Source organism: Natronobacterium gregoryi SP2 (assembly GCF_000230715.2).
Taxonomy (GTDB): Archaea; Halobacteriota; Halobacteria; order Halobacteriales; family Natrialbaceae; genus Natronobacterium; species Natronobacterium gregoryi.
This window is the reverse complement of record NC_019792.1, coordinates 2,904,413-2,916,706: the sequence shown is the minus strand read 5'-3', so window position 1 is coordinate 2,916,706 and position 12,294 is coordinate 2,904,413. Positions and strand designations below refer to the sequence as shown.

Sequence of the window (12,294 nt, the reverse complement as noted above, 5' to 3'; positions counted from 1 at the left end):
AATGTATACTAGTCCTTTAAACACCTTCATAACCCGGACTTGTATTCTATAAGGTGATTGTTCAGTAGTAGGATTCTTCAACAAAAGCAGAACACGGCGTGTGACGGCACTACGTCTGGACGTAGCGATGAATCAATACCGCTGCCAGCGCGATGAGGCCAATCCCCAGGAACAGCAATGGTGTCATAGTGCCCGCTGTCTCGGAAGTGGCTCCAGCGAAATCCAAAGCGGCAAAACCGTTGAGCGGGCCGACATACCACAGGATGAGGTAACTCATTTCGAATAACCGTCGCGTGCCGCTCCAGAGCCCTGCCATTTGAGCAAGTGAGGGTATGAACACCACCGCACCAAGGAGCACAATGACTCCCTCAGCACCCGTCGTGATGACGGTCGGCCAAACAGAGATCCCAAGGAATACTGCCGCAACGATCACACCGGCAAGCCATTCTGCGAGGAGTTGTCCGTAGGGATATTTTGAGGACACAATAAACGGCGTTATCCGATAGTGGACAGACTGAAATCCCATTGAGGACCACAGGAATAGTGGCCAGACAGCTGCGATAGGAACAATTACAGCAGTTGATGCCGAACCGCTCGCACCAATAAAAGCAATGAGAACTGCGCCAACGTACCACCACCAGGGCTGGTCTCGAATTAGCAATCGGAGTTCTTGAATGAGGAGTCGTCCGAAACTACCACTGTTTCGGTCCGTTACCGGCGTCAACGACACCTCAGCGGGAGACTGAACGGTTGTCTCGGAGGGCTCAGACTTCTCGGTCCCTGGGAAGCGAGCGGGGAGCGCCTGCACGACCCGTTTGACGAAGGATCGACGGTCACGGTTACCGCTTGAGTCGAACCTCTCAAACGGATAGGCTGCAGCCACAGCGAATCCGATCCCACCAAGGATCAGTCCGACGCGGTTGGCGTAGAACCAGTTGGGCCACGCGGAACCATCCCAGAGATACTGGACGATTTCGGCGTCGTCAGCACCCGCGCCGAAATTCGCAACTGCTGGTCCGCTATAATCGTCGGCGGCACTCAAGAGAGCCTCAAAGGTCATATCACCCGCCACGAACAACCCGACCAGATCTCCGAGTCGGAGTCCAGTCGGTATCGTATCCTGTTCGAAAGCTACCGCGTAAATCATTGAAAAGAGGGAGACAGCTACCAGTAAGTACAATATATTTCCCAAGGTTGAAGTTAATCGATTAATAGACTGGAAAAAGATAGTTACACCGGCGACAAGACAGCCAACGGGAGCTCCAATGAGGAAGATAGCACCAAAAATCCAGAGCGGGTTGGTCACGCCGACGCCGTGTATCCAGTGATTGAGGAGTGCAGCGAACCCCAGAATTGCCAGCAGGACGAAGACTAGCACGACGTGGCTGAACCACTTCCCGAGGAGATATGAACGGTCGGTGACCGGTGTGCTGGCGACGAGTTCGTTGACACCAGTTGATCGGTCTCGCCGGATTGAGCCACTGAGGATATAATAGCCAAAAAAGAAGAGGATACTGGCTATCAATACTCCAGACGTGAGACCAACGTATGCGGACGTTGGCTCGCCCCTGTAGTTCACTGTCTGCCCGTCTACGGTGTCAATATAAAGGAGTTCGAACGCCCCAACGTTGAGTTGGTAGCCGATGTAAGCAATCACTGCAAGAATAACTAGTAACTGGCGTGACCGAACTCGCTGAAGAAAGTCGGCCCAAGCGATCCGGCCAATGGTGGTGAATCTGTCCGGAACCATCAGTTGGATTCCCGCTGACCGATATGTTCAAGGTATGCGTCTTCTAGCGTCGGCGTGACCGTTTCGGCCTCAGGTGACGGACGCTCATCGGCGACGACTCGAACTTTGATGCCGTCAGACCGCTGGACCGTACCCGTCACTTGATACTGCTGGCGAAGCTGGTCCATCTCATCACGAGTGGCGACATACTCGTACACCTTACCTTCTGTCGCCTTAACGAGCGACTCCGGATCAGTGTGGGTGAGTAGATCGCCATCATGCAGGAGTGCGACTTTGTTTGCCGTTGCTTCAACGTCGGGGACGATGTGTGTCGAGAGCAATACAACCCGATCACTAGCGGCAGAGGAGAGAAGATTCCGCACCTGCGTGCGTTTTTCTGGGTCAAGACCGACGGTCGGTTCGTCAACTACGAGCAAGTCCGGATCGTTCAGGAGCGCCTGTGCGATCCCGACACTCTGTCGCATTCCCCCGGAAAAGGTGTGAAGTCTACGGTCTTGGTCCGTTTGCAGGTTCATGAGCGTCAGCAACTCGTCAATTCGTGCGTTTGCCGTCTCTTTATTTAATCCCCGGAGTGAAGCCATGTACTCAAGGAACTCTCTGGCAGTAAGATTGGGATACACACCGAAGTCCTGCGGCAGATACCCGAGAACGTCACGAACCGCGCTCGGAGACTCCGTAATGTCAGTTCCGTTCCAGTAGGCAGTTCCTGTACTGGGGTCCATCACAGTGGTGATGATGCGCATCAACGTTGATTTCCCTGACCCATTCGGTCCGAGGAGACCATGGATTCCGGGATCAAGTTCAATGGTAACATCACGAACCCCCCAGGCATTGTCGCCGTACTGTTTACCGATTGACTCTAATTGGAGGACCATTAAGGCCTACATATGAACAAATGTATAAAATAGTTATCATCCTATGGGAGAGAATATCCAACGGATATGGCTGTGGGTGGGCGCTATACATCTACTTTCTGATGAAACTGAGAAACCAATACTGATGCCGATAGACGCGTTTCCATAGGTGAGCAATCACTGTTCCTTGATAATCGGCCCTCCACTCGTGCCACATCGTGCCTTGTATCTTACACAGCAGCGAGAATTTCTTTGTTGCTAGAATATCCAGCGGCTAGTACGCATACCTACTCAACAGTCAGTTCATCGAAGGCCAGAGTGAAAATAGCTCCATGGTAATCGTTCTTTGGCACCCTCGTGAGGGTGTCATAGAACGAGTAGCACACTAAAGAGCAGGGTGAACGCTGAGGTGGATGAGTTCAGCGACCCTGCAAGATGACCCTTCGGTAGACTCGTTTTTCAATGTCGTGGAGACCGAGACGCTAGCGCTGTTCGAGCACCTTTCCTTCGAGTTTCTCGAAGAGTTCGACGTGTTCGCCCCGGCGGAGACGGGGCGAACACGAGACCACGAACCTCCAGAGCTGATGCGTGGCTTTCTCCACTGCTACTACAAGGACATCTACGGCATTCGCCCCGTTGAACGAGAGCTACGGAATACAGTTGTCTGGCTGAGCTGTGGGTTCGATCGACCGCCGTCGAGAGACGCGGTCGATCGCTTCCTCACCGATCTCGAACACGTCGTTGACGAGGTTTTCGACCACCTCGTCGAGCAGGCCGCCTTGCGGGGCCTGCTCGACTTGACCTACTCCATTGATTCAACTGACGTGAGGGCGATGCCTGCCGATCAAGACGCGTCGAAGTGCTACGATCCAACCAACGACGAGTACTACCACGGCTACGGCTGTACAATCGTCTCGACCGGGCAAAAGATCCCGATTGCGGCGGAGTTCACAGAGAGTAAACAAGCGACAGAGGAGACGGCGATGCGCGTCACCCGTGACGCGCTCGCCGTCGCCAAGCCGATTTGGATGGTCGGTGACAGTGCCTACGACACGCTGGACTGGCACGACCACCTGCTGGCTGCAGGGGTCGTGCCAGTCGCCCCGTACAACGCGCGAAACACCGACGACCCGAAAGATATCGAGTATAGGGTCGAAGACCGTATCGAACAACACAGCGAGGACGTTCAGTTGAAGCAGTCCACGTTGGATGAGACGTACAACCGCCGTACTGGAGTCGAACGAACCAACGAATCAGTGAAGGACTGCGGCCTCGGGCGAACGCACGCCCGAGGCCGCGTTCACGCACGATCGCAGGTGTTCCTCGCTCTGTGCCTTCGTCTCGTCATCGCAATTACCAACTACGAACGTGGAGACAATCCGGGAAGCACCGTGATCACGGTGTGAGAACTCTTCTATGACACCCTTACCCTCGTGTCTAAGGTAGAATCGATGCAGTATGTCCACGGTGCCCTGAACAAGTCGTTCTGGAAGGAGGGCGTGCTGGCTATCGCAGACAGCCCCGAGAGGGGAACAGTTAGCCGGTTTCCGTCTCGATAGAGGCGAACGACCCCGAGTTGACCTACTTCATTGCCGTCGAGCCGACCGGGAGTAATAACGGTGTCTACGAGGTCTGGACGATCAACGGGCAGACCAGAGAGATAGGTGTTCAAAAGTACAGCGAGTCGCAGATTGGCCCGCAGAAGGCCGTGGACTCGTTGAGCAGTGACCGCAAGTCAACCGCCTATCGAACGCAGAGGCTATCGCTCTGGTGCCAGGCGTGAAGGACGATACTCTCTACTGGCACGTGAGGGTCGTCCCCAAGAGCGGGACGGGCGTCATCTACACGGCGTTCGTGAACTCTGAAAGCGGCGACGTCACACTCGTCAAGGGGGCGGACCCCCATCTACGCGTTCCTCACGCTGTCTGAGGTGGAAGAGATTCAGAACCGAATCGGCGGTCAGAAGGGCGGCATGACGGTGAAGGTAGTCGTAACGAGTGCCGACGGGGAGATCGTCTGGCCCTGAAACATCACCGTCCCTGAAGAAGGCGGTACCGAGATGAACGTCCAAGACAAGGAGAACAACTCTACGGCCACGCACCCAGGATGATAGAACGGTATTAAATCTGTCAGGAGAGTCTTCTAAGCCGATAATCAAAACGTAACAAAATGGTTCAAGATGACACGAATGCAACCGAACCAACTTCCGGATTTGACCCGCTTTCAACTACTGTTGGAGGGCAGGTGACTGAACTGTTACTTGCTCGTGATTCCAAACGGTAGCGCCAGGCTGGGCCGCCGCGAGACGTGCTGTGCCACTGCGATTGCAAAGACGACGATGCAAACAGCGACGACGAGTGAGGCGGCGGCTGCCGTCGAGCGCAGCGAGAGCCAGGCTGTGGTGAGTGCGACTGCGCCGAGTGTCGTAGCTGTCAGGTACGCCAGGTGCCAGGCCCTGTCCGCGCCGAGTTGCCGGTCGAGGTATGGCTCGAAGACCTCCTCGCTTGGGAGGAGTTTGATGTAGTGACCGTCGGGATCCCAGTCGACAATTCCGTGTTCCTCGAGCATCGGCAGGTGGGTCTGGTACAGGGAGATGTAGACTCGCCGTCGTTGCGTCCGCGTGACGTCGTCCGGCTCGGTATCGTTCTCCCAGGCGGCGACCTGCTCGACGAGTGGTGCGAGATCGCAGTCACCGCCCTGTCGTTTCAGGTACTGGACCGTTCGTCGCCTGCGGGCGTTACTGAACACGTCGAACAGTTCGGCCTGGGTGAGTTCGTGTTCAGACATGGATGCCCTCGCGGTCCCGAGTCGAACGTCGATCGGGGGTGTTCGGATACCTCACACCACCGACTGGCATACCATCTCCCTTTACTATCACTCGGCTACCTCACCGAAATCCAGTTATACCCGTTAGCGCCGGTGAATGACGCCTCAAGCAACGATTTAGCAGAGAGGCGTTCGAGTGGCTGTTCGCTCCCGTAGATACCGACTGGTGGGGGTGGATTGACGGCGATGACTACGAGCGACTGTAGTTCTGGGCTACAAAGCCGTCAGGTCGAGGATAACAAAACCTCGTTACCGGCTGTATCAGGACGATTCCCACGCGGGTATCGAGTAACCGATGACACAGCTTCAACTACGACGACGATTACGAGTTCAGGGGCGGACGACGGCAGCCTCGCCGCCGTATCGCTTGCAGCGACCGAGTTGTGACCGAACGGAGGTGGCCGATGAGTAGCCAGCGTCCGGTCGTTCGTGGACAAGCGTGTACGATCGCCGACGATGCGACGGTCGGCCACGGCGAGTTCGACGAGCCGACGCGAATCGGGGATGGAGCCACGATCAGGTCGGGGTCGATCGTCTACGGAGACGTGACGATTGGCGACGGGTTCACGACCGGCCACGACGTTCTGGTGCGAGAAGGGACGACGATCGGTGACGATGTCCTCGTCGGTACCAAGACCGTCATCGACGGCCAGACGTCGATCGGCTCTCACGTCAGCCTCCAGACGAACGTCTACGTTCCGACCCAGACGACGATCGAGAGCAACGTCTTCGTCGGTCCCGGTGCGGTCCTGACGAACGACGAGTATCCGATCCGGACCGACGCCGACCTCGAGGGACCGACGATCGAGTCGGGTGCATCGATCGGAGCGAACGCGACGCTGTTGCCGGGTGTGACGATCGGTGAGAACGCGTTTGTCGCCGCTGGTGCCGTCGTCACGGACGATGTGCCGGGCGACAGCCTCGCCGTCGGCGCGCCGGCGACCGTCCAGAAGCTTCCCGACAACCTCGAGGGACCGAATCAGATTGCATGACTGACACGAGTTACAACACCGAGACGGAGTTCGAGTCGGATGCAGAACCGGAGCAAGGTGGTGTCTCGGTCGCGAACCCGTCGATCGACGACGCGACCATCGATCGCGTGGGTGAGTTACTCGAGCAGGGAACGCTTGCGGATGGGCCCGTTGTTAGAACCTTCGAGGAAGAGTTCGCTGCCTACTGCGGGGCCGATCGTGCCGTCGCAACGTCGAACGGGACGACGGCGCTACACGCCGCACTCGAGGCGCTCGGCGTCGAGGATGGCGACGCCGTTATCACCTCGCCGTTCTCGTTCGTTGCGAGCGCGAACGCGATCAGGCTCGCGGGCGGCAAGCCCGTCTTCGCGGATGTCGATCCCGAGACGTACGCACTCGATCCCGAGGCCGTCGAGGCGGTGCTGCAGGAACGCGAGGACGTGGTCGGACTCCTCCCTGTCCACCTCTACGGGCTTCCCGCCGAGATGCCGACGTTGTGTGATCTCGCCGACGACCACGACCTGTTCGTCCTCGAGGACGCCTGTCAGGCCCACGGGGCCGAGGTCGAAGGCGAGCGCGTCGGGAGTTTCGGCGACGCTGCCTGCTTCTCTTTCTATCCGACGAAGAACATGACGACCGGCGAGGGCGGTGCGATCACGACAGATCGAGACGACATCGCGGACCGGGTCGAACAGTACGTTAACCACGGGAGAGCCGAGACGGGAACCGGCGGCTACGACCACGTCTCGCTCGGCCACAACTACCGGCTGCCAAGCCCCGCCGCGGCGATCGGCCGCCGCCAGCTCGAGCGGCTGCCGGCGTTCAACGAGGCTAGACGGGAGAACGCGGCCTACTACGACGAACGTCTGTCTGCACTGCCGGTCGAGACGCCGACAGAGCCGTCCGGCTATCGACACGTCTACCACCAGTACACGATCAGGGCGGACGACCGGGACGCGCTCGCGTCGACGCTTGCGGATCGAGGTGTCGGCACTGCCGTCTATTACGAGACGCCGATCCATCGCCAGCCGGCCTACGAGAGTGTCAGCACGGCTGCGCCGCGATTTCCGGAAGCCGAGCGGGCGGCCGAGACGGTACTCTCGGTGCCGGTCCATCCAGCACTCTCGGCGGGTGACAGGCGAACTGTCGCCGAAGCGATCCACGATCACTACACATGACGGAACGCGCTTTCACGAGGTCACGATCGATTCGTGCCGGCGTCGTCGGCGTCGGTGCGATGGGCGAGAACCACGCACGCGTCTACAGCGAACTTCCTGGGGTCGTACTTGCCGGCGTCACCGACCGCGACGCCGAAGTCGCGGAGCGGATCACAGCCGAGTACGGCACCGAGTCGTTCGGACTCGAGGCGCTGCTCGATCGCTGTGACGTCGTCACGGTCGCGGTGCCGACGCCAGCCCACCACGAGGTCGTCTCGCAGTGTCTCGAGGCGGACGTCCACGTCCTGGTCGAGAAACCGATCGCAGAGACGGTCGAGCAGGGGCGGGAGTTAGCCCGGCTGGCCCGCGAACGCGACCTCGTTTTCCAGGTCGGCCACATCGAGCGGTTCAACCCGGCCGTGCGGACGATGGCCGAGTTGCTCGACGACCTTGAGGTGATCAGCGTCGAGGCCGAACGGCTGGGGCCGCCGATCGATCGCACTGCGCCCGGTAACGTCGTCTTCGACCTGATGGTCCACGACGTCGATATCGTCGGCTCGCTACTGGGTGCGTCGCCGGACTCGGTCGCGGCGATGGGGACGGGCGACGGCCGGTACGCGACTGCGACGATGGCCTACGACGACGTCGTCGCCACGCTGACGGCGAGTCGCGTCACCCAGAAGAAAGTCCGGAAGCTCTCGGTCACTGCACGGGAGTGTTTCGTCGAGGTGGACTTCCTCGAGCAATCCGTGCTGATCCACCGCGACTCCTACCCCGAGTACGTCAACGACGAAGGGCAGAACCGGTATCGACACGAGAGCGTCGTCGAACGTCCGCGGATCGACAACGGAGAACCGTTGCGCCACGAACTCGAGTCGTTCGTCGAGTCCGTTCGGACGGGTACCGAACCCGACGTGACGCCCGAGGATGGAATCGGCGCGCTCGAGACGGTGTTGACGATCGACTCGCTGGTCGACGGCGACCGAACGCAGGAGCAGGAACCGGAGGTGGAAATCCGATGAGCGGTGCGTCAGACCCCATCTCGATCTATGACTCGTCGCACTCCGCTGACCGACAGCGCGACCGCCTGCTCGCGGGCGACGTGCCGGTCGCAATCTACGGCCTCGGCAAGATGGGGCTGCCGCTCGCGGCCGTCTACGCCGAGACGACGGGCAACGCGACCGGCGTCGACGTCGATCCCGACGTGGTCGAGACCGTCAACGCCGGCGAGAGCCACGTCGTCGGTGAGATCGGCCTGGACGACCTCGTCGCCGATCAGGTCGAGCGGGGACGCCTCGAGGCGACCACGGACGGCCCGGCGGCGGCCGAACGAGCCCGGGTTCACGTGATCATCGTTCCGACGCTGCTCGACGACGAGAACGAGCCGAACCTCGCGACCGTCGAATCCGTCGCCGACGACATCGCTGCAGGGCTCTCGTCGGGCGACCTGGTGATCGCCGAGTCGACGCTGCCGCCGGGCACCTGCCGCGATGTCCTCGAGCCTCACCTGGTTGCCGAGAGCGGGCTCGCATCCGACGAGTTCGGGCTCGCGTTCTGTCCCGAACGCACTTCGTCTGGGACGGCGCTGCGGGACATCCGCGGCGAGTATCCGAAGGTCGTCGGCGGGATCGACGACGAGAGCACCCGGGCCGCGGGCCTGCTCTACGACGAGATCACGGACAACGAGGTCCACCCCGTCTCCGACGCGACCACCGCGGAGGCCGTCAAGGTTTTCGAGGGCGTCTACCGCGACGTCAACATCGCGCTGGCGAACGAACTCGGTCGCCTCGCGGACGGCCTCGAGATTTCGGTCCGCGAGGCGATCGGGACGGCAAACGATCTGCCGATGTGTCACCTTCACGACCCCGGCCCGGGCGTCGGCGGTCACTGCATTCCGTACTATCCGCACTTCCTGCTGTCGCAATCGCAAGAGCCGATGGACGTTGTTCGGACCGCCCGAGAGCGCAACGACGCGATGCCGACGGTCGTCGTCGATCGCCTCGAGCGCGAACTCGCGGCCGAGGGGATCGACCTGGCGGACGCCTCCGTCGTCGTCCTCGGGCTCACCTATCGGCCGGGTGTCGAGGAAACCCGTGCGTCGCCCGCGCTCGACGTGATCGACGAACTGCACGACAGACGCGCGGACGTGGCAGGCGTCGACCCCCTGGTCGATCCGGCCGACTACTGTGCCCGCCCGGTCGGGATCGACGACCTCGAGTCGGAATCGTTCGACGCCGCGGTCGTCGTCACCCCTCACGAGGCGTTCGACCGTATCGAGTGGACGGACCTCGAGCCGATGGTGGTCGTCGACGGCAGGGACGCCCTCGACCTCTCCGAGACCTCACACCGCGAGTACACACTCGCGGGATCGGCGTCGGGTCGTCCCCCGCGGCCGGGCTCCGGAACGGGAACCGATGGCGACGATCGACGCGAGAGACGGGCCCCGAGCGCCGAGCCGACCGAAGTCGAAGCCAGCAGAACCGACGGAGGAAACGATGTACAAGGGTAACTCCATCGCGGTCGTGGTCACGGCCTACGAGGAAGCGTCGTTCGTCGGACGGGTGATCGAGACGGTGCCGGAGTTCGTCGATCGGATTTACGCGGTCGACGACGCCTCCCCCGACGACAGCTGGGAGGTGATCACCCGCGTCGCCGACCGGATCAACGAATCGACCGAGCCCGACATGGCGATTGCCGACGGTGGCGACGCGCGACGTGTCGTCCCCATCCGTCACGACGAGAACCGCGGTTACGGTGCGGCCGTCAAGACCGGCTACCGCCGCGCTGGGGCTGACGGCATCGACGTCGTCGCAGTGATGAACGGCGACGGCCAGATGGACCCCGAGATCTTAGATCGGATCGTCGACCCCGTCGTCTCCGGCGAGGCCGACTACGCGAAGGGGAACCGCCTGCTGTCTCCCGAGGACCGCGAGGGGATGTCGACGTTTCGCTTCGTCGGCAACGCCATGCTCACCGGGCTCTCGAAGTTCGCCTCGGGCTACTGGACGATCGGCGACCCGCAGAACGGCTACACCGCCATCTCGAGGGAGGCCATCGAGGAACTCGATCTCGAGGCGATCACGGACCAGTACGGCTTCCTCAATCACGTTCTCACGCATCTGAACGTCGCGGGCTTTCGCGTCGCAGACGTTGCCATGTCGGCGGTCTACGGCGAGGAGGAGAGCAGCATTCGGTACGTTCCGTTCGTCCGGTTCGTCTCCCTTCTCTTGTTGCGGAGCTTTCTGTGGCGGCTCAAGCGCCGATACGTCGTCGAAGGGTTCCACCCGGCGGTGGTTTTCTACGGCGCTGGCACAGCCGGGATAGCGAGCGGTTCGACGGGACTGGCAGGCTCACTCCGCCGACGCGTCCACGGCGAGGACGCGTTCGCCGGGACCGCCGCCTCGTTTGCCACGCTGTTGCTCGGGGTCGTCTCGCTCGGCGCTGCAATCTGGATGGATGCCGAAGAGAGCGCAGACCTCGAGATAACCCGCTACGAGTACGACGACACCGAGGCGACGACGGCAGCGGCGGAGATCGAACGGCAGTCAGAGCAGCGCCACTCGCTCGACTGACGGCGGCGCTTTCACTGGGGGGTATCCTGCTGGATCGCTTTTTGCGACGAGCGATCGAGGTCGTCGATAGTTCCTCGCGTCTCCGCGACGTCGACCAGCAGGTCGGTGAGGTTCGCGAGGTCGCCGACGTAGCTCTGCCGTCGTTGTGCCCAGCGGTCGGTCGACTCGTCGTCGGCCAGCAACTCGAGTGCTCGACTCCGGACGGCGTCGTAGCCGTCGAACTGTTCGACGAGGCCGACGCGCTCGAGTTCCCGGAACTCGCCGTACTCGTGGTCGTCGGTTCCCCGGTACCGCAGCGCCGGCGTCCCGAGCAGGCCGGCTTCGGTGACCATCGTCCCGGTGTCGGCCACCAGCAGGTCGGCCTCGGCCATCGCGTCGTGGATCAACGCGGGGTGGAGGTCGTACGGTTCTGCCGGCAGTTCGTGGAGGTCCATCTCGCCGCCTTCGTCGGAGACGAAGACGGTCGCGTGCCCGCTCAACCGTTGGAGCAGGTCCCGGCGCTGTTCCCGGGTGAATCCCTCGATCCCGGCGTCGTGGAGCGCGTCGAGGGCGTTGAACCGAGCGAGCGCGTACGATTCGTCCGGGCCGACGCCGAGGTACTCGCGGACGGCATCGTCGGCCGCGAAGACTTCGGGGTGGAGGTAGGCACACTCCTTGAAGCCGTCGAAGGTGTAGTGGTCGCCGCCGAGGTTCCGGCGCGTCACCCGGGGGGAAAGAATACAGTCCGCGAACGGCCGGGAGACGCTGTGGTTGAAGTCGCCGGGTTCGTCGTCGAGGACGAGGACAACCGGTGCGCGAGCGACCGTCCCGGCGACGGCGGCGTACGGCCCGCGCCCGAAGACGACGTCCGGCCGGAATCGAACTGCTTTGCCGACGATGCTCCCGATCTGTCCGCCGAGCTGGCGGGCGAGCGTGAGTTTCGAGGACGAGGTCACGTCGTGTTCGCCGTACCGCCGGTATGGAAGGCCGAAGAACTCGAGTAGGTCCGTCGTACAGGCGTACTCGCGGGTCAGGACGAGCACGTCGTGACCTGCCTCCTCGAGTCGGTCGACGGCGTGACGATACAGGTGGACGTGTGCAGGTGTGTTCGCGAAGACGAGAATCCGCATCGGGCGACTAAACGAGCGACGCGGGCTTTGTAATCGGAACCGTACAGCCCGGACC

The 12,294-nt window shown here is 61.3% G+C and carries 11 protein-coding genes; 7 read left to right on the top strand and 4 right to left on the bottom strand.

Translation table 11 applies throughout. The features are described from left to right. Nucleotides 1-109: 109 nt before the first annotated feature. Entirely contained in the window at nucleotides 110-1,750 is a 1,641-nt protein-coding gene (locus NATGR_RS14485) for an ABC transporter permease (RefSeq protein ID WP_005580741.1), read from the bottom strand. Beyond that, a complete protein-coding gene (locus tag NATGR_RS14480) occupies nucleotides 1,750-2,625 on the bottom strand; it encodes an ABC transporter ATP-binding protein (protein ID WP_015233742.1) in 876 nt (291 codons plus the stop codon). Before NATGR_RS14480 ends, NATGR_RS14485 begins: the two co-directional genes overlap by 1 nt. A 392-nt stretch (nucleotides 2,626-3,017) precedes the next feature. Between NATGR_RS14480 and NATGR_RS14475 the strand changes: the two genes are divergently transcribed. Further along, entirely contained in the window at nucleotides 3,018-4,010 is a 993-nt protein-coding gene (locus NATGR_RS14475; protein WP_015233235.1) for a transposase, read from the top strand. Between the two features lie 373 nt (nucleotides 4,011-4,383). Further along, entirely contained in the window at nucleotides 4,384-4,533 is a 150-nt protein-coding gene (locus tag NATGR_RS19580; protein WP_155897292.1) for a hypothetical protein, read from the top strand. 327 nt (nucleotides 4,534-4,860) lie between these two features. Here NATGR_RS19580 and NATGR_RS14465 read toward each other — a convergent pair whose 3' ends face one another. Then, the gene (locus tag NATGR_RS14465) at nucleotides 4,861-5,391 is read right to left on the bottom strand and encodes a DUF7344 domain-containing protein (protein WP_005580737.1); all 531 of its coding nucleotides are present in this window, start codon (nucleotides 5,389-5,391) and stop codon (nucleotides 4,861-4,863) included. A 443-nt stretch (nucleotides 5,392-5,834) separates the two neighbouring features. On the opposite strand from NATGR_RS14465, the gene NATGR_RS14460 reads away from it, so the two are divergent. From NATGR_RS14460 to NATGR_RS14440, 5 genes are read left to right on the top strand one after another with little or no spacing between them, the layout of a single operon-like run. After that, the gene (locus NATGR_RS14460) at nucleotides 5,835-6,422 is read left to right on the top strand and encodes an N-acetyltransferase (RefSeq protein WP_005580736.1); all 588 of its coding nucleotides are present in this window, start codon (nucleotides 5,835-5,837) and stop codon (nucleotides 6,420-6,422) included. After that, complete coding sequence (locus tag NATGR_RS14455) at nucleotides 6,419-7,579, top strand: DegT/DnrJ/EryC1/StrS family aminotransferase (RefSeq protein WP_005580734.1); 1,161 nt, start codon at nucleotides 6,419-6,421, stop codon at nucleotides 7,577-7,579. Before NATGR_RS14460 ends, NATGR_RS14455 begins: the two co-directional genes overlap by 4 nt. Next, nucleotides 7,576-8,580, top strand: a complete 1,005-nt coding sequence (locus NATGR_RS14450; protein WP_005580733.1) for a Gfo/Idh/MocA family protein — start codon at nucleotides 7,576-7,578, stop codon at nucleotides 8,578-8,580. Before NATGR_RS14455 ends, NATGR_RS14450 begins: the two co-directional genes overlap by 4 nt. Further along, nucleotides 8,577-10,067 carry a nucleotide sugar dehydrogenase gene (locus NATGR_RS14445; RefSeq protein WP_005580731.1) on the top strand — a complete coding sequence of 497 codons (1,491 nt, stop codon included), beginning with the start codon at nucleotides 8,577-8,579 and terminating at the stop codon, nucleotides 10,065-10,067. The genes NATGR_RS14450 and NATGR_RS14445 overlap by 4 nt, the downstream gene beginning before the upstream one ends. After that, nucleotides 10,054-11,130 carry a glycosyltransferase family 2 protein gene (locus NATGR_RS14440; protein WP_005580729.1) on the top strand — a complete coding sequence of 359 codons (1,077 nt, stop codon included), beginning with the start codon at nucleotides 10,054-10,056 and terminating at the stop codon, nucleotides 11,128-11,130. Before NATGR_RS14445 ends, NATGR_RS14440 begins: the two co-directional genes overlap by 14 nt. An 11-nt stretch (nucleotides 11,131-11,141) precedes the next feature. Here NATGR_RS14440 and NATGR_RS14435 read toward each other — a convergent pair whose 3' ends face one another. Continuing rightward, the gene (locus tag NATGR_RS14435; protein WP_005580728.1) at nucleotides 11,142-12,239 is read right to left on the bottom strand and encodes a DUF354 domain-containing protein; all 1,098 of its coding nucleotides are present in this window, start codon (nucleotides 12,237-12,239) and stop codon (nucleotides 11,142-11,144) included. Nucleotides 12,240-12,294: the final 55 nt, after the last annotated feature.

Excerpts from the sequence above, each read along its gene's own strand:
- NATGR_RS14485 (WP_005580741.1), bottom strand. The coding sequence starts at position 1,750 with ATGGTTCCGGACAGATTCACCACCATTGGCCGGATCGCTTGGGCCGAC.
- NATGR_RS14480 (WP_015233742.1), bottom strand. The coding sequence starts at position 2,625 with ATGGTCCTCCAATTAGAGTCAATCGGTAAACAGTACGGCGACAATGCC.
- NATGR_RS14475 (WP_015233235.1), top strand. The coding sequence starts at position 3,018 with ATGAGTTCAGCGACCCTGCAAGATGACCCTTCGGTAGACTCGTTTTTC.
- NATGR_RS14465 (WP_005580737.1), bottom strand. The coding sequence starts at position 5,391 with ATGTCTGAACACGAACTCACCCAGGCCGAACTGTTCGACGTGTTCAGT.
- NATGR_RS14460 (WP_005580736.1), top strand. The coding sequence starts at position 5,835 with ATGAGTAGCCAGCGTCCGGTCGTTCGTGGACAAGCGTGTACGATCGCC.
- NATGR_RS14455 (WP_005580734.1), top strand. The coding sequence starts at position 6,419 with ATGACTGACACGAGTTACAACACCGAGACGGAGTTCGAGTCGGATGCA.
- NATGR_RS14450 (WP_005580733.1), top strand. The coding sequence starts at position 7,576 with ATGACGGAACGCGCTTTCACGAGGTCACGATCGATTCGTGCCGGCGTC.
- NATGR_RS14445 (WP_005580731.1), top strand. The coding sequence starts at position 8,577 with ATGAGCGGTGCGTCAGACCCCATCTCGATCTATGACTCGTCGCACTCC.
- NATGR_RS14440 (WP_005580729.1), top strand. The coding sequence starts at position 10,054 with ATGTACAAGGGTAACTCCATCGCGGTCGTGGTCACGGCCTACGAGGAA.
- NATGR_RS14435 (WP_005580728.1), bottom strand. The coding sequence starts at position 12,239 with ATGCGGATTCTCGTCTTCGCGAACACACCTGCACACGTCCACCTGTAT.